This window comes from Halobacteriovorax marinus SJ (genome assembly GCF_000210915.2).
Lineage (GTDB): Bacteria > Bdellovibrionota > Bacteriovoracia > Bacteriovoracales > Bacteriovoracaceae > Halobacteriovorax > Halobacteriovorax marinus.
The window spans coordinates 3,162,947-3,180,225 of sequence record NC_016620.1 but is presented as its reverse complement, the minus strand read 5'-3'; the positions used below and the strand labels follow the sequence as shown (position 1 = coordinate 3,180,225).

The 17,279-nt window shown below is 36.3% G+C and carries 16 protein-coding genes; 12 read left to right on the top strand and 4 right to left on the bottom strand.

The features are described 5' to 3' along the window. Positions 1-64: 64 nt before the first annotated feature. From BMS_RS15160 to BMS_RS15125, 8 genes are all read left to right on the top strand, one after another. A complete protein-coding gene (locus BMS_RS15160) occupies positions 65-1,174 on the top strand; it encodes a Glu/Leu/Phe/Val dehydrogenase dimerization domain-containing protein (protein ID WP_014245704.1) in 1,110 nt (369 codons plus the stop codon). Positions 1,175-1,314: 140 nt separating this feature from the next. Then, entirely contained in the window at positions 1,315-2,433 is a 1,119-nt protein-coding gene (locus BMS_RS15155) for a hypothetical protein (protein WP_014245703.1), read from the top strand. Between the two features lie 123 nt (positions 2,434-2,556). After that, positions 2,557-4,746 carry an alpha-ketoacid dehydrogenase subunit alpha/beta gene (locus tag BMS_RS15150; RefSeq protein ID WP_014245702.1) on the top strand — a complete coding sequence of 730 codons (2,190 nt, stop codon included), beginning with the start codon at positions 2,557-2,559 and terminating at the stop codon, positions 4,744-4,746. A gap of 164 nt (positions 4,747-4,910) precedes the next feature. Further along, positions 4,911-5,798 carry a hypothetical protein gene (locus BMS_RS15145; RefSeq protein ID WP_014245701.1) on the top strand — a complete coding sequence of 296 codons (888 nt, stop codon included), beginning with the start codon at positions 4,911-4,913 and terminating at the stop codon, positions 5,796-5,798. Positions 5,799-5,812: 14 nt separating this feature from the next. Further along, on the top strand, positions 5,813-6,817 hold the full coding sequence (locus tag BMS_RS15140; protein ID WP_044557701.1) for an NAD-dependent epimerase/dehydratase family protein: 1,005 nt from the start codon (positions 5,813-5,815) through the stop codon (positions 6,815-6,817). Then, a complete protein-coding gene (locus BMS_RS15135; RefSeq protein WP_014245699.1) occupies positions 6,814-7,599 on the top strand; it encodes an aKG-HExxH-type peptide beta-hydroxylase in 786 nt (261 codons plus the stop codon). The genes BMS_RS15140 and BMS_RS15135 overlap by 4 nt, the downstream gene beginning before the upstream one ends. Then, positions 7,589-9,028 carry an ABC transporter substrate-binding protein gene (locus tag BMS_RS15130; protein WP_044557700.1) on the top strand — a complete coding sequence of 480 codons (1,440 nt, stop codon included), beginning with the start codon at positions 7,589-7,591 and terminating at the stop codon, positions 9,026-9,028. Before BMS_RS15135 ends, BMS_RS15130 begins: the two co-directional genes overlap by 11 nt. After that, positions 9,018-10,673, top strand: coding sequence for a sensor histidine kinase (locus BMS_RS15125; protein WP_014245697.1), 1,656 nt, complete (start codon positions 9,018-9,020; stop codon positions 10,671-10,673). Before BMS_RS15130 ends, BMS_RS15125 begins: the two co-directional genes overlap by 11 nt. Here BMS_RS15125 and BMS_RS15120 read toward each other — a convergent pair. After that, complete coding sequence (locus tag BMS_RS15120) at positions 10,636-11,769, bottom strand: ComEC/Rec2 family competence protein (RefSeq protein WP_157868304.1); 1,134 nt, start codon at positions 11,767-11,769, stop codon at positions 10,636-10,638. The genes BMS_RS15125 and BMS_RS15120 overlap by 38 nt on opposite strands. A gap of 153 nt (positions 11,770-11,922) precedes the next feature. On the opposite strand from BMS_RS15120, the gene nadC reads away from it, so the two are divergent. After that, positions 11,923-12,774 (top strand): carboxylating nicotinate-nucleotide diphosphorylase, encoded by an 852-nt coding sequence (nadC, locus tag BMS_RS15115; RefSeq protein WP_044557699.1) that lies wholly within the window; start codon positions 11,923-11,925, stop codon positions 12,772-12,774. Beyond that, the gene (locus BMS_RS15110) at positions 12,775-14,340 is read left to right on the top strand and encodes an L-aspartate oxidase (protein WP_014245694.1); all 1,566 of its coding nucleotides are present in this window, start codon (positions 12,775-12,777) and stop codon (positions 14,338-14,340) included. It begins immediately after the preceding gene. 14 nt (positions 14,341-14,354) lie between these two features. Here BMS_RS15110 and BMS_RS15105 read toward each other — a convergent pair whose 3' ends face one another. The 3 genes from BMS_RS15105 to BMS_RS15100 all read right to left on the bottom strand — a co-directional run bounded on the left by BMS_RS15105 (position 14,355) and on the right by BMS_RS15100 (position 15,667). After that, a complete protein-coding gene (locus BMS_RS15105) occupies positions 14,355-14,612 on the bottom strand; it encodes a hypothetical protein (RefSeq protein WP_014245693.1) in 258 nt (85 codons plus the stop codon). A 179-nt stretch (positions 14,613-14,791) separates the two neighbouring features. Beyond that, complete coding sequence (locus tag BMS_RS17670) at positions 14,792-14,935, bottom strand: hypothetical protein (protein ID WP_157868303.1); 144 nt, start codon at positions 14,933-14,935, stop codon at positions 14,792-14,794. A 201-nt stretch (positions 14,936-15,136) separates the two neighbouring features. Beyond that, on the bottom strand, positions 15,137-15,667 hold the full coding sequence (locus tag BMS_RS15100; RefSeq protein WP_044557697.1) for a pentapeptide repeat-containing protein: 531 nt from the start codon (positions 15,665-15,667) through the stop codon (positions 15,137-15,139). Positions 15,668-15,863: 196 nt separating this feature from the next. Between BMS_RS15100 and BMS_RS15095 the strand changes: the two genes are divergently transcribed. Further along, positions 15,864-16,496 carry a helix-turn-helix domain-containing protein gene (locus BMS_RS15095; RefSeq protein ID WP_044557696.1) on the top strand — a complete coding sequence of 211 codons (633 nt, stop codon included), beginning with the start codon at positions 15,864-15,866 and terminating at the stop codon, positions 16,494-16,496. Beyond that, entirely contained in the window at positions 16,493-17,266 is a 774-nt protein-coding gene (locus BMS_RS15090) for a hypothetical protein (protein ID WP_014245690.1), read from the top strand. The genes BMS_RS15095 and BMS_RS15090 overlap by 4 nt, the downstream gene beginning before the upstream one ends. The last annotated feature ends 13 nt before the right edge of the window (positions 17,267-17,279 follow it).

The following is a 17,279-nucleotide window of genomic DNA, read 5'->3' as shown; positions in this document are numbered from 1 at the left end:
TCAGATACTTCCTTATCGGTATGATATGGAAATTATTAAGGATCATGTAGCAAGGAGCTAAAAAATGATGAGCTTTGAAAGATTATATAAAGATGGACACGAAGAGGTAATTTTCTTTAGCGATCCAAGTTGTAATCTAAAAGCAATTGTTGCTATTCACAACACAACTCTAGGTCCAGCTTTGGGTGGAACAAGAATGTGGCCATATGCTTCAGAAGAAGAAGCGATTAATGATGTATTAAGACTATCTAAAGGTATGACTTATAAAGCTGCTGTTTCAGGTTTAAACCTTGGTGGTGGTAAAGCCGTTATTATCGGTGATCCAGAGAAAGATAAGTCAGAAGCTCTTTTCAGATCTTACGGTAGATTCTTAGAGTCTCTTAATGGAAGATATATTACAGCAGAAGACGTAAATATTGGTGTTCAGGATATTGAGCACGTTTTCACTGAAACTGGAAATGTTTGTGGTGTTGCAAAGATCCACGGTGGTTCAGGTAACCCATCTCCATATACAGCAAAGGGTGTTTTCAGAGGTATCGAAGCTGCTTGTATGAAAGTATACGGTGATCGTTCTCCAAAAGGAAAAACAGTTGCTCTTCAAGGTGCGGGGTCTGTTGGTAGATACCTTGCGAAGTTCCTAGATGAAGCAGGTGCAAAAGTTGTTGTTTGCGATATTAACGAAAGAAATATTCAACTTCTTAAGGAAGCAGTTCCTGCGGTAGAAGTTGTTGGTGTTAATGATATCTACGATGTTGATTGTGATATCTATGCTCCATGTGCCCTAGGTGCAACAGTTAATGACGACACTATTGATAGATTAAAGTGTAAAATCGTAGCAGGTGCTGCAAATAACCAATTAGCTGAAGATCGTCACGGAGAAATCTTAAGACAAAAAGGAATTCTCTACGCTCCAGATTACCTTATCAATGCTGGTGGATTAATGAACGTTTCAATCGAATTTGAAGGATGGTCTGATTCTAAGTCTTCAAGAATGGTTGATACAATTTATGATACAACGTTAAAGATCTTTGCAATCTCTGATGAGCAAGATATCCCAGTAAATAAAGCTGCGGACGTACTTGCTGAGAGTAGAATTGAGTCTATTAGAAATATTAACGGTAAATACCTTGGTAATCTTGGACATAGATTCCCTGGAAGAAAGACGAGAAATTAATTTTTCATATTCCCTGGCCTTCGTGGTCAGGGATTTTAATACCTTACCCAATATAGTTGAGCTTTATACTGGGTTAATACTGTCTAGCTCAACCTTCTTTCCCCATACGATTCCCCTTTTAAACTTGTTAAAATAACCTGATGAGAAGTTTAAGAAAGCTTTTGCTTAAACCATTTATAATTGTCCTTACTTGTTCGCTGTCGTTGCCTAGTTTTGCAATCGACTTTGAAGATGCTGTCTTTCCTGAGTTGGCCACTTCTGCCAGAGCGCTTGCTATGGGAAATGCCTACGTGGCTAAGGCCGATGATGCTAGTGCTGTTTACTATAATCCTGCGGGACTAGGTACTGTTAGAAAAACTCATTTTCACTTAAGTAATTTCCACATGGAATTCAATAAGGGTTGGATTGATAATTCAACTAGAGGAAGCGTTTTAGATGTCTTTCCTGAGATGATGGATGCCTTTAGCTTAGAAGGGCAGAGAAAGAGTCTCGTTAAAAACAAAGGAACAATTTCACATCAGAGATTTCACTTTCTACCAAATTTTACAACAAGATATTTTAGTTTAGGTTATTTGCTCTCTAAGAGAACGAGAGCAACTATTGGAACAGAAGCCGGTGCAAGTTTTGAATACGCTGATAGAAGAGACCACGGTCCATATGCGGCCCTAAATATCTCTCTCTTTGGTGGAGTTTTTAAGATTGGTGGATCGGCAACATATCTCAATAGAAAAGAAATTGTTGGCGAGAGTGATGCCAATACTGAGTATAATGAAAATCCTGATGAAATAAAAAAGGGAGCAGCGGTCATAGTTGTTGCGGGGGCAAAGCTAACGCTACCAATTACATTCCTCCCAACATTAGCGGTAAAGATGAACAATGCTTTTGATCAGAAATTTTCTGAGGGAAGTACAAATGGTGCACCAACAGATGTTCTAAATTCTATGGATGTTGGATTTTCTCTAACTCCCCAAATTGGAAAAGTCGTAAGAATGCACCTTGAAGCCAATTACAAAGATATCTCAAGTGAATACGATGGTGTGGCCACAAATAGAAAGCTAACTTTTGGTATCGAATTCGATATTGCTAGAAAGTTCTTTATTAGGGCCGGATATGGAGATGGTTGGGGTTCTGCAGGGCTTGGGATAAAGTCTCAGAAGCTTGAATTTGATCTTACGACATACGCTGTTGATACCACATCTAACGAATTTAGAGGCGAAGAGGATAGAAGATTTGCTCTGAGCTTTAGTTACGGTCTGTAAATTCAATAAATTTCAATAATTCTTCTCATTCCCCTCTGTGTCATTTTAGACATTCGGCGCTCATTTAGGTAGTCTGCTATAGATTTTTGATACATTCGTCGCAAAGCGACAAAAGGGGTTTTCATGCTCGATAAAACCAAAGGACTGAAAGAAATGAGTTCTAAGAAATTAAAGAAATTAAGCGCAGAAGATAAGTTAAAACTTGCTAAGAAATATAAGCTTAAAAAAGAAGATCTCATCTCAATGCTTAGAAATATTTATGTTTCTAGAAAATTAGATGATGCAGAAATTACAATGAAGAAGCAATCAAAGGCCTTCTTTCAAATTTCTGGAGCAGGTCATGAGGGTGTTCTAACAGCAGCTGCCTTTGCAATGAAGCCAAGATATGACTGGTTCATTCCTTACTATAGAGATAGAGCACTATGTACTGGCTTAGGGGTAACTCCTTACGAAATGCTATGTCAGGCAAATGGTAATATCGGCGATACAGCTTCTCATGGACGTCAAATGCCGGCGCACTGGGGAAATGTAAAATTAAATATTGTTAATAAGTCATCATGTACAGGAACACAATTTCTTCAGGCCTGTGGTGTTGCAGAAGCGGGAGAGTATTTAAATTCTCTAGATGCTCAAGGCGACGATGTAGGAACAGATAACTTTAAAGATGATGAAGTTGTTTATACTTCTTGTGGTGATGGTACAACTTCTCAAGGTGAGTTCTGGGAAGGGCTAACAACAGCTTGTGTAAATAAGCTCCCAGTTCTCTTCCATGTTGAAGATAATGGTTACGCGATTTCTACACCAACTTTTGTACAGACTCCTGGAGGGTCTATCTCTAAGGCCATGGATGAATTTCCTGGACTTAAAGTTTTAGAGTGTGATGGGAATTGTCCAATCGAATCTTATGCAACATTTGTTGAAGCGGTAAAACATATTAGAGCGAAGAAGGGTCCAGTTCTTGTTCACTCACATGTTACAAGACCATATTCACACTCTCTTTCTGATGATCAATCAATGTATAGAACAAAAGAAGAGTTGGCAGAAGAAAAAGTAATTGATGTTTTCAATTCTTACCCAAAGACACTTATTGAAACTGGAATTATGACTGAGTCTGAAGTTAAAGAACTTTTAGATGAAGTTTCTAAAGAAGTAAGACAGGCCATGAATGATGCAATCGCAACAGAGTGGCCAAAGCCAGAAGATTCATTAAAACATATCTTCTCTGAAGATGTAGATATCACTTCAAGTGAGTTTGATACAACTCCTACACTTGAAGGAAAAGATGATATTCCAATGGCCGGAGCTATTAATGCTGTTTTAAAAAGAGAGTTCGCTTCGAATCCTCTTTTAAGAATGTTTGGTGAAGACGTAGCAGACTTCTCTCAACTTGAAAAATTAGATAACCCTGACCTTTCTGGAAAGGGTGGTGTATTTAAAGTTTCATCAGGAGTTCAAAGAGCTTCTAAAGAGGGACAAGTATTCAACTCACCACTTGCTGAAGCAAATATTATTGGTCGTGCTATTGGTATGGCCATGAGAGGAATTAAGCCAGTTGTAGAGATTCAATTCTTTGATTATATCTGGACTGCTTATATGCAACTAAAAAATGAAATGGCCACGACGAGATATAGATCAGGTGGTGACTTCAAATGTCCAATGGTTGTTAGAGTTCCAATTGGTGGTTACTTAAGAGGTGGTTCTATTTATCACTCTCAGTGTGGAGAGTCTCTCTTTACTCACGTGCCAGGTATTTGTGTTGCTTACCCATCTAATGCTGCTGATGCTGCTGGACTTCTAAGAACGGCCATTAGAGCAGATGATCCAGTAATGTTCTTAGAGCATAAGCACCTTTACTATCAAGGATATAATAGAACAGCTGATGTTGGTGAAGAATATATGATTCCTTTTGGAAAAGCTCGCGTGGCAAGAGAAGGTGCAGATGCAACTATCGTTGCATGGGGAGCACTTGTTCAAAAGTCAATTGAAGCGGCCAAGAGAGTAGAATCTGAACTTGGTGTGAAAATTGAAATTTTAGATGCTAGAACTTTAGTTCCATTCGATATGGATGCTGTTAAGAAGTCTCTAGAGAAAACAAATAGACTTCTTATCTGTCACGAAGAGACGAAGACTTCTGGATTTGCTGGAGAAATTGCAGCACGAGTTAATGAAGAGTGTTTCGAATCACTAGATGCTCCGATTCTACGAGTAACTGCGAGAGATTCTTATGTTGCTTACTGTCCAACATCTGAAGACTATATCCTTCCTCAGATCGATGATGTTTACGATCAATTAAAGAAATTACTAAGTTTCTAATTTAAAAAGCTCACGACTTTCTCTTTCCTAGGGGAAGTCGTGGGTGTGTATGTGATTACAGTATCTTACTACCTGTGTATTAAATAGAATTTTTTCAATCCTCTTTTAAAAACACAAATTTATAAGTATATGAATACAAAGATTTTTGTACTCAAGAGGTCGTTATGAAAAAAGAATTATTGTCAGTAGCACTTTTATTAAGTGTTCCATCGGGAGTTTTAGCTCAAGAAATTGAATCAGCCCTGGGACAATTTCAATTAAATTCTAACTTAAGCGAAGCCGCTAAAGATGAGCTTTTAAGGTTTAAGGCAGACATTATAGCTCTAAAGCTAGCAAAGCAATATGATAAGAGCTTCTTCACTCTAAGGCCTCATATTTATAATCTCCTCAAAGAAAATGCACTGAACTTAAGCGAAAAAGATCATAAGAGTTTAGAAAGCATCATTGATATAAAAGACCAAGAGCTCAATACTGCAGTTTATTTCATTAAAGAGTTTCAAGCTGCAAAGATTGAGATCCTAACCTCTGAAAAAGTAGAGGACGTAAGCCTTGATGTTATGAATGAGTCTCTTTTTTCAGAATCAAGAGTGGAGATTCTCTCGGGAGATCAGAGAAATATAAATTTACAAAACTTAAGTGAGGCAGGCTTTTCAGAATCTAGAGTTGAGATATTAATTAATTCTAGAGACAATATTAGGCTGGACCTTTTAAGAGCTGAAATGCTTTCAGAATCTCGTATTGAGATATTAGTCGATAGTGGTAGAAGTTTAAATATTGACCTTCTAAGAGATGCGGGTATGGCCGAGTCAAGAGTTGAGATTCTTATTAACGACGCTAGAGTGCAGAATGGATTGAGTGATTTTGAGCTAGATGTATTTAGAAATAATAATATTTCGGAGTCTAGAGTAGAAATCTTATCAGGAGACTTCAGTTTCAATGAGTCTGTTTTAGAGAGACTAAGAGATGCAGGGTTCTCTGAAGCAAGAGTAGAGATCTTAACTGGTGGCAGAAGGACTTCAGCTAGCTTTGGTTCTGATATTTTCTTTCCTTAGTGCTCGGAGGGTTAATGTCGACAGTTCTTGTATTTGGAGGAAATTCATTTGTAGGTAGAGAGTTAGTGGAGATGCTTTTAAGTTCTGGTACTAAGGTCGTGACTTTCAATCGAAGTGGTAATGTTCCAGGTATAGAAAGCGATCAACTTCTTACTCTCAAAGGCGATGTTACCAAGCGAGAAGATTTAGATCAACTTGCAGATTATCAATTTGAAATAGTCGTCGATAATATCTCAGTGAATAAATCAATAATAAGTAATTTGCTAGAGGCACTATCAGGTAGAAATGAGATTAAATATCTCCTCACGAGCTCATCAGCTGTTTATCACCTTATTCGTAACCAAAAAGAAAATAACTTCAAAGAAAGTGATGTTGATGTTTATCATCAGTATGAAAGAAACTCTCTCTTTCAAGATAGGGAGTGGGACTACATTCAAGGAAAGGCCGATTGTGAAAGACTTCTCCTTGACTCAAATTTTTCTCAGAAAGTGATTATTAGACCTAATGTTATTTTAGGTAAGAGAGATCCGATTAAGAGAACAAATTATTTCTTAGAGAGAGTTCACGATAAAGAAGGTGTTCTCCTTCCGGATGAAGGTCATAATACCTATCACCTTGTTTACTCCACCAATATGGCAAGATTTTATTTTGATCTGATAAAAAACTCAAATAACAGAGAAAATCTAATTGTAAATTATGCTCAAGATGAAATATTCACGAATAAGAAATTGATCTCCATGATTGATAAGTGTAACAACTTCGAAACACCTATATTTAATGTTGGAAAAGAGAAGTTTGTTGAAAATGAAATAACTCCACCTCCATTTGGTAAGTGGGGGAAGTATGAACTCGACCTTACTTTACTTAAAGAAGTAGAGAGTCAGCAGACTATTACTCCAGTAGTTGATTGGATCAAAGACCTTAATGACGAATATTTACAACTTAGGGAAGAGAGTTACGCATTTTCATTCAGAGAAAAAGAAAGGGCCTTGATTAAAACTCTAGGAAAAGTTAAGTGAGTGGTGCTTTAGACTCTTGGATATTTAAAAATAAATTTGAAAAAGTAAGAGCAACTTACGCCAAGGCCTTAATGGATAAGTTTAACTTGGACTTTTTGGCCTCTGCTCCATTGTGTTATTTATCTCTACTTTATTATGGAGACTTAAGTTTTGAAGAAATAGTTGGCATCAATGACTTCTACAAAAAAAGGGTTGTCAATTTAGACGTATCAACAGAGTTTGAAGCATTTTGGAATAGAAGAATTAATATAGTAAGCGAATCTCTGACATCATTTCGTGGAGATGCTTCTAGATTTAATCTTGATGAAATTATCAACGAAATCTCTGCGATGGATGATTTGGGTTTTGACCTAAATAAGCATTTAAGGTTTTGTCTTGTCTCTGCGCCAAATTTTAGAGGAGCGTCACATCCTCATTCACTATTTTGTCTTTATTTAAATTTTAGTGAATGTGAAAATAAAGAAGATGTTATTAAATCTATTGTCCATGAAATTGCTCACCAAGAATTATTTCTTCTAAACCTTGAAGACCGTCTGGTTCTTGAGGGAAGTGATGAAGAGCTGAGATACGCACCTTTTCAGAGAAAGGAGAGACCTCCAATTGGAAGACTACATTCCGCACATGTCATGTTTAGACTTATTATGCATCAGGATAAGTTTAAGTATAAATTAGAGAATGAAAGAGAGCTTTTGAGACAAACTATTGAAACTTTTGATCGATCTCAGTTAACAGAATTTGGAATGAAACTTGTTTATAACTATAGGGGTGCTCTTGAAAATTAAGTTCGCAGTTATCCTATTGTTTTTGAGCTTCAGCTCTTTTGCAATAAAGAGTTATCAAATCTCTATGCCAATAATGCCAAAGAGTGTTCTTCCGATTAAACAATGGCATTACTATAATTATTTTATTTCCAAATACCTTTTTAGAAACCTTGTTTCTATAGATAATAAAGGTCTTCTGCGCGGAGATATTGCAAAGAGATGGAGTGTTTCCAAAGACGGACAAAAATATACATTTGAATTAAAGAAGAACGTTTTCTATCAAGGTTATCAAATTACAGCTTGGGATATAGAATACTCCCTGAAGAGATACTTTCATAAGTCTAATAAGAGTTCCATTAAGAGTTATCTCTTAAATGCCTTCGGAGTTCGTGACAATGAATCTAAAAAAATAAATTTCGATGAGTTAATAAAAGTAAATAACTCGCTCTCTATTTCCCTCAACCTAAAAAAAGCGTATTCGCCACTTCTCTATGTTTTGTCATTGCCAACATTTGGAATAATTCCCAAGACAATGAAAGAAGGAGATTATCAATTTTCCGTAAGTGGAAACGTGAAGGGGAAATTTGCAAGAGACGCAAAGGTTGATTTCAAAGAAGGTAAACTCAGTATTATCTCAAAAGAAGAGAGCTTCATCATCTCTAAAAGTGATCAAGTCTCAAACTACGATGTTGTTCTTGGTCCAAGTGAGGAAGATATTGAAGGGCTTGATAAAGAAAAGTATTCAATATTTTCGCTAAATGGATTGGCCATTAACCATCTCTACTTCAATTGTAATAAGGAGTATAACCTATCAGCTAAACAGAGAAGGTACCTCTCATTCATTATTCAAGGGGTTTTTGATAATGCAAAAGAAAACTACCTCTTAAAGAGGCAAAAAACATTTCTACCAAATGGAGTGATGCCTAGGTCTTATTTTAAAGACCATAAAGTTTCTGATCCAACACCTGTATCCTTTAAAAGGAAAATTATTTTAAAACTTAGGGTTGAACACTTCTCAAAAGAGATTATTGATAACTTAAGAAAGACCCTATTGGAAAAGAAAATAGATTCAGAGATAACACTTGTGGCAGGTAAGGATTATGTTAAGAACCTTCAAGGTAGAGAGTATCACTTAATTTCAGGAGCATCAGTTGGAGTTTTTCCTGACCCTGATGGTTTCTTAAGTATTTTGGAAAAATCTAATCAGTATAAATTTACAAATTGTTCAACAGAATCATTTATGAAAGATTTAAGTGAATATCGCAATACGAATAATATTAGAGAGAGGCTTAAGGGTTACTCTAAGTCATTTACAAATTTTGAGTCACAAGACTGGATTATACAATCTTTTTCGATTAATCCAATAATTGCGACAAAGCTAAAGAAGAAGGCATCACGTTACAGCTATAAATTTATTCCGAGTCTGGGAGATATCGTAAATGAAGATTAATCTCTCGCTTTCTAGAGCCGTTTCTATTCCTCTTTTATTATTGAATATCATTTTTTCTGTTGTGTTGAGCTTTTATCTCTATACCGCATTCGAAAGAATTAATAACGATAATATTAAAAAACTCTATAATGAAAATTTAAATCTCTTTTCTTCACTTGTTTCACAAGACATCATTATGGGTCAGTATGCAAGCGTGGAGAAAAAATGTAATCAATATTTTGATCAAAACTCTGTTAATTATATTCAAATTTTAACTGATGAATTTATCATTTGTAAGAGTGGGACAGAGGTCTCTAATGGAGAAGTACTAAAAAAAACTCTTTTCTTTGACGAGCAAAAGAAAGAGGTTCTTGCTGAGATCGTTCTTGGTTACCACGTTAAAAAAGGATTCATTAGTGAAACCGGCCCACTACTTGTTTTTCTTGGGATTTCTTTTGTAATTTTAACTTTTGTTACAAATCATTATCTTATTAGAATTGTGATAAGACCATTGCAAAAAGTAACGAAGTCTCTCTCTGGTGTTGTAAATGTTGAACAGGCGAAAGAGGATATTTACTATCGTGATCAAATTCTTCAAATTGATGAACTCAAGTCCCTTTTTGAAAATCGAAATGAACTTCTCTTTCAGTTAAAGAGTTATCAAGACGAGCAAATTAAAAATGCAGAAAATAAGATCGTTGTTGAAGTTGCTAGGCAAGTCGCCCATGATATACGTTCACCATTGGCTGCCCTTGATATGGCAGTAAATGAGTTGAAAGGATTAGAGAGTGGTCGCTTTAATTTAATAAAGACGGCCCTAGAGCGAATAAGAAGTATTGCTAACAATATGCACCAAAAGACTAGAGAGTTGGTATTCTCTGAAAGCGAAGTGTCACTAAGTAAGTTTATAGTGCACGATCTATTAGTTGATATCATTGAAGAGAAAAAGTTAGAGTTTATGAGTTTAACTGACCTTGAAATTGAATACGAGCATAATAATTTTGTTGAAACTGAGCTTCTCCTCGGGGATAGCTCTGAGTATAAAAGAGTGTTCTCTAATATTATTAACAACTCTGTAGAGGCCCTCAAAGAGGCGAAAGGTAAAGTTAGCATTAAGTTAGACTTTGATGAACGATTTCTTTATTTAAATATTTCTGATAGTGGTCAGGGTATCTCAGAAGATAAAATGAGTAAGATTTTTGAAAAAAACTATACCTCTGGTAAAGATAATGGAACTGGTCTTGGTCTTCATTATGCTCGAGAGATTATCTCTAAGAGTGGTGGAAATATATTCGTAAGCTCTGTCGTTGACGAAGGAACTCAGCTTTCTATAAGTATCCCTCGTCTAAAAAAGAAGTACGTTTTAATTGATGATGATGAACTTATTAGGCTAACTTGGGAGTCTGCCGCCAAGTCAAAGTCAGTTGAGTTTTATTCATTTAGTTCTTGTATTGATTTTGAAAAGTCACTAGATAGTTTAGGAAGTGATTTTACTCTCTATATTGATAGTAGCCTTTCTGATGATGTAAAGGGGGAGATTAAGGCAAAAGAGTATTTCGAACTTGGAATAAGCGAAATTTACCTGACGACAGGATTTGAAAAATCTTCTTTTGAGCAAATGAGTTGGATTAAGAGGATTGTGCCAAAAGATCCTCCTTGGGTTTGATCTTTCTACAAGTTATTCTATGCCCATTAGTTAAAATAATTCTTCTACAACTCATCTCCTTGTTAAGTCCTACTTCCTTTTGACCTTTAATTTTCCAGTTATTAATTCTTACTTCACGGTTAAGATTATTCTTAGAAACTCTCTCTGCTGGAATATTGTAGACTCTATTAGAAGACAGAATGATGGCAAAAATCAGAAATCTCTTTCTGCGAACAATGGTGAAAATGAGTAAGAGGGAATAGCCAATGAGATCAATCTCTACGCTTGGTCCAAGAATAGAGAGCTTGTAAAAAGAATTAACTAAAAATTGATAGAGATTAAAAAATAAATAGGTTAAGTCCAGAGTTGTAAGGGAACTCGTCCAATAAAGTAGAAAGAGAAATGGAAATGTTATTGAAAAAAATGAAGTGAAAATAAAACCTAGAAAAAAGCCTATAAGAGATACAGTCGATGGAAAGAATAGTGTGATGAAGAGATTTGCACTTAAGAAGCTCAGTGCAATTGAAGATAGTTTTGGGGTGGCAAGTAAGCTACCGAGAAAGAGAAAGCTAAAAGCATAACTCATTGGGCTTTGTTCATAAGTTCCAAATATAAAGTCAAAGAGGAAACTCAAAACGAAAATAGTAAAGATGTTCATTTTCAAGTTTAGCTTTTTGAAAATAAGATTTGAAATTCTTAAAATTGAAATCCTTTTTAAGGAGTAGAGTTGGTTAAGCCCAAAAGGAAGAAGACAAAGTATCAATTCAATGGCAAGTGCTGTCTTTTTTAACTCTTTCTTTCTTAGTCTTTTTAATAAAGGAAGAAAGAGTATAAAGAAGGAGGAGAAGTGTATCCCACTTGGAGTGAAGAGATGATTTATATGAAGTGTTGAAAACTTTTGTTTTAAATCCTTAGTTAAACTTCTCTTATCTCCAAGAATAAAGGCCCTGCTTAGAGCAAAGCTCTCGCGCTCTTGAATATTCTGCATACGAACTAAGTGAGCTCTAATGAAGTCAGACTGTCTCATTGGTCGATAGCTAGCCCTCTCTTTGCTAAGGGCCAAAATAAAAAGTAGGGAGGAGAGTACAAGAATGAGAGGGGACTTCCAGTTGGTCATAGTGGGATTCATGCAAAATTAACAATGACTTCTAAACCTAAGTGACTGATTTTATGAAAGACTTTGAAGGGGGTTCTCAATAGTTTTGAACAGGGCTTTATAAGACTTAACTTATTGTTTCTAAAGAGATATGAACAGAATATAGGAGACAATATGAGCACAAAATTATTCGATAAGGCAATGGAGAGAGACTTTGAACACTTCTTCGCTGAGGACGATCTCTCAAGGAATCATTCTTATATTCAATCCTTGCCAATGGATAAGGTTGATTGCTCGCTAAAAATCAAAGACGATTTAGTATTGGCCGGGCTCCCTTATTTCTTTGGTGCTTTTAATTACTTGGGAGCAAACCTTCAAATTGAGGAGCACTTATCATTTGAAGGAAAGAAGTTTAAAAAGGAAGATCAATCAATGTTATCATTTGAGCTTCCATTCGCTCTCGCTCTCACTGGTGAGAGAATTGCTCTTAATCTTCTCCAAAGAGCGAGCTCAATAGCAACATTTACGAATAAGTTTTCTGAATTAGCAAAAGAGACTAATACTAAAATCCTTGATACGAGAAAAACAACTCCTGGACTGCGTGGACTTGAGAAGTACGCTGTGAGAATTGGAGGAGGATTTAATCATCGACTTGGTCAAAGTGATATGTGGATGGTTAAAGATAATCATAAGTCTTTCTTTGGCGGTGTTAAACCTGCTGTTGAATACTTTCAATCAATGAATGGTTTCTATACTCCTATTGAAGTTGAAATACACGACCTAGTTGAGCTTGAAGATTGCTTTGGTTTAGGTGTAAAGCACTTTATGCTTGATAACTTCTCTCCTGATGACATTAAAAAAGCTATTGCAATGAAGCCTGCTGGAGTTACCTTTGAAGTCTCCGGTGGAATAAGGTTAAATACAATTGAAAAGTATCTCATTCCTGGTGTCGATGCCATTAGTATTGGTTCAATGACTTACGATGCTCCTGCGGTAGATCTTTCTTTAAAGTATAAGAGGTCTTAGATGTCAGTTTACGAATTTGATGTTCTCATTATTGGCTGTGGAATTTCAGGATTAACTTCTGCTGCAAAGCTGGCGGAGAGTGGAATTCGTGTAGGTATTTTAACTAGAGATGAAGATCCAAAAGTCTCTAATACTCTCTATGCCCAAGGTGGAATTATCTATCCTCACGACGGTGATAGAGATCTCTTAGAGGATATACAAAAAGCATCTTCTTATACGGCAAATACGAAGGCCGCTGAGATTTTAAAAGAACGCTCTGGAAAAATTCTAGAAGAAGTCCTTATTGAAAAATCTAAAACGAATTTTGCTAGAGATGAGAAAGGGGAATTGCTCTTTACAAGAGAAGCTGCTCACTCTCGCGATAGAATTCTTTACCAAGGTGATTTCACCGGAAAGGAAATTCAAATATCTCTATTAAATTATCTTAGTGATAAAAGTCGATTTCCAAATGTACACCTTCTTACTAAGCATACTGCTATTGATCTACTAACTCCTGTTCATCATGGAGTGAGTATCCAACAAAGATATGAAGACAATTATGTCGTTGGTGTCTATGCCCTTAATCAAGAGACTAAGGAAGTTGCTAAGGTTATTTCAAAATTTACAATTCTTGCAACTGGGGGAATTGGAGGACTCTATCTCCACCATTCAAACTCAGAAGGAGCAAGAGGTGATGGTCACGCTATGGCGAAAAGGGCCGGAGCAATTCTAACAAATATGGAGTTTATACAATTTCATCCAACGACATTCTTTGATAGTTCTTCCCATAGAAGATTTCTTATTTCAGAAGCCGTAAGAGGTGAGGGTGGTAGGCTCATAAATTCTAATGGTGTGGCCTTCATGGAGAAGTATCACCCTGATAGAGAGCTTGCTCCAAGAGATGTCGTCTCAAGGGCCATCGCTGATGAGATTATTGAAACTCGTCATGATTGTGTTTACTTAGATATTTCTCACAAAGATAGTGATTGGCTAAAGGAGAGATTTCCTACGATTTATAAACATTGTCTTGAAAAACATGTGGATATAACAAAGGAACCTATTCCTGTAGTACCTGCTGCTCATTATACTTGCGGTGGTGTAAAAACAAACTTGAAAGGGCAAACAAATTTAAAAGGCCTCTACGCAGTTGGTGAAGTTGCGTGCACAGGACTTCATGGAGCGAATCGTCTCGCATCTACTTCTTTATTAGAAGGACTGACTTGGGGTTATATCGCTGCAGAAAATATTGCAAAGAAATTAGATACAGCCTCTTTATATGATGCTTATAAAATTCAAGATTGGAGAAAAGGTTCTCTAGAAGCCGACAATGCTCTTATCTCTCAAGACTGGCTGACTCTGAAACAAACGATGTGGAATTATGTAGGACTTACGAGAACTTCACATCGATTAAAGAGAGCAGATGCCATGTTTAGTGAACTCTACGATGAAATCGAAAGATTCTATAAGAACGCAGAGCTGAAGGATAGTCTGATTGGCCTTCGCAACGCTGTTGAAGTCGGTTACATGGTTCTCAATGCCTCAAGAAGAAATAGGGAATCTGTGGGCTGTTTCTATAGAAAGAGCTAACCCACAGACAATTATTACGCAGCTGTATGCATGAGTGTAGGGAAGGGATATATCACTGAGTCGACATGTTGATTGGCCACTTCATCAATAATTTCTTGGAAATCCATTTCTGTGAAACCCTCATCTTTGGCAATGGCCCAGATTTCATTAATATGATGATTAAATTCTCCGGCAAAGAATTGACCTGAATGCAGGCAACTCTTATAGGCCAGCTGTAACTCTTCTCTATACTGATCGTATAGCTTTTCCTGTAATTCGATGTTCTCCATCAACTTCAGCCTCCGTTTACGTGCTATGGCAATATTCTAAGTGTGAAGAAGAAAATTTTTTGGAGAAAATGTAAAAAAGGATAAATTTCATTTACTTATAAGCTGATTCTATTGAATGGCCTAAGAGGGTCAAAATCTTTACTTTTATTAAATTATTAATAACTTAGACCAAAATTTGCCAATTATTCTAGCTCTATTTCTAGATTTCCTAGGTGGTGATTAATGGCCATATTTGGCAGGATCTCATGCTTATATTTAGTAACAACACCCTGGGCTGTTTCTGCAATTAAAAAAGATAGTAATAATGATGCAATTAACTCTTTCATGATCGGCTCCTCGCAAGCTACCTTTTAGGAGATGAGCTCTGGCACCCGAAGGTGCCAGATCAGAAGGTAGGATTTTGAGTTGTTCAGGTGATAAATCCATTTACCAGATCTGAATTAGATAAGTTGCCTCGCTAGTTATAAAGATATGACTTTCGAATATATCCTTGAGGCAATCTGAGCTATATTCGTTATTTCAAATAGTTAAGCTGCTTGTTTTCCGAAGAGGAAGTTTTCAACTAAGTTAGTGAAGTTTTCCTGTTCGCGTTTCTCACTGGCAAGCTCGGCTTCCCCTGCCATAAGTGCCTGATCCCACGAGAGATCAATATTGCTCGTACATGAGCTGTGAGTGTTGTTGCTCTCTGAAGAGCTAAAGTGCATTGTGACGGCACATAAATAACAAAAGTTGAACTCGGTTTTTTTGATGGGAGAATAATCCCATTTGCAATTTTCTATCCTCGTTCCTGTAAAGTTGCTGTGTGAAATGTTAGTAAATTTGAATTCGCAATTTATAAAATTGCAATTTACAAATCTGCAATTCTCAATTTTTGATCCATAGAAAACACAGGACTCGAAAGTAACATTCTTAAAGGTAGTGAGAGAGAAGAGAGAACCTGAAATACTCAAACCTTTGAATTCTTTAGTATTTATTACCATATTCTCGATAACTTCATACTTTGCGTCCAGTTGGCACTCATTCAAAAAAGGATTAAAGAATTGAGTTAGAGTTTTCATGTCGGTTACTCCCGAGTCTGTGTTTTTGGTGCAACATTGTTGCTCCGTGCAATTTAATATTAGTTTATCTGACTCATTGCGTCAAGAATAAAAATTGCACTAAGGTATTTTTTTGCAATTCCGATAATGATTACAGGTACTCACAAGCGAAGAAAAATTTCGCATTATTGTGATAACAGTAACTTGGAGATTAGATATGTCGAATTTCAATCAAGATAAAATTGCAGAGTTTCTAGGAGTCGTACGTAAGTATATGCAAGTACGTGGTTCCTTGTCGCAAAAAGATTTGGCCGAAATTACAGATGTAGGGGTTTCTACTATGAGTAGGTTCTTGGCCCAGAAAACTTCCGATATTAACCCGCAGCTTGTTGCAAAGATATCTGCAAAATTAAATATACCGCTTCATGAAATCATTGATTTTGTCGAAGAGGATTATGCGGATCACTTTATAAAGCTAGTGAAGTTTTATAAAGAGGATGACGATGAATTCGCTCCGAAGCAGGAACCTGTAATGGGGGAGACGAGGGGATCGATAAGTGCTTCACCTAATGAGGTTTTTGAAGATACTCTTGCAGATGCTCTCGGTGGTGGAACTGCAAATAAGAATGTCACCGCAAAAATAAAAGTGGGTGGTAAGTCTCAAAGTATTTCATTTGAAGGAAGACGAGAGGGAGACTTAACAATTAAAGAGAAGTTAGAGAGCTTAACTCCTAGGCAAAAAGCTTATATGAGTGACTTTCTAAACTTAGATATTGAAGGAAGAGATCTAATTGTTGATTTAGGAAATGATCTCTTTAGATTCTTTAGGCAAAAAGGAATGACTATTTGAAAAAATCCTATTTGATTTTTTTCTTATTTTCTTTAAAGGCATTTGCTCTGCCTGAGCATGTGCACTTCTATTTTATTTCACCAGAGGCCGTTTCTTTTATTGAAGAATTTGAGAGCAGCAAAATTAAATACACTAAGCTTACTGCAAAGAATATTAGAGGAGGAGGGCTAGATTGCGTTCCTATGGGTGATGGCTGTTTTAATCCTCAAATTGGTTATGTTGGTGAGGATATGGAAGATAAGAAACCTCTAAAAGAAAGGCCACATAGAACAATTAACGCTACCGAAGTTGATATGATTAACTGTGAAAAAGGAAATTACTTCGATATTTTCTGTGGAAAAGCAAAGAAAGAAAGTGTTGTGAGGGCCAATGTTGAAGTATGGATTGATACTAGTTCAAGTATGAGATCTGTAGACTATAGTAAGGACCCTAGCTACTGTGAAAGAAGAATCGTTGCAAGAAAGTTTAGAGATGGGTGTGGAGAAAAAGTAAATATTCAACTCTTTGATACATCTTTAAAGCAAATGGGCGATCTCGCTTCTACTTGTGTAAATTATGGTTTAAATGATCAGAAGAGATTAATGAGATGGATTAATGATTCATCAGCCAAGTATCTCTATGTTTTTACAGATATTGATGAGCTTTCTCTTGAGCTAAAAGATTACTTGGACACTATTCCTGCCACAATTTATGGTGGTGATAGAGATACCTACACAATGAAAGAAGTCCACGAAATGACCGATAAAGCAGTCGCTAAGTATTGTAAATAATCATCATCTCTAG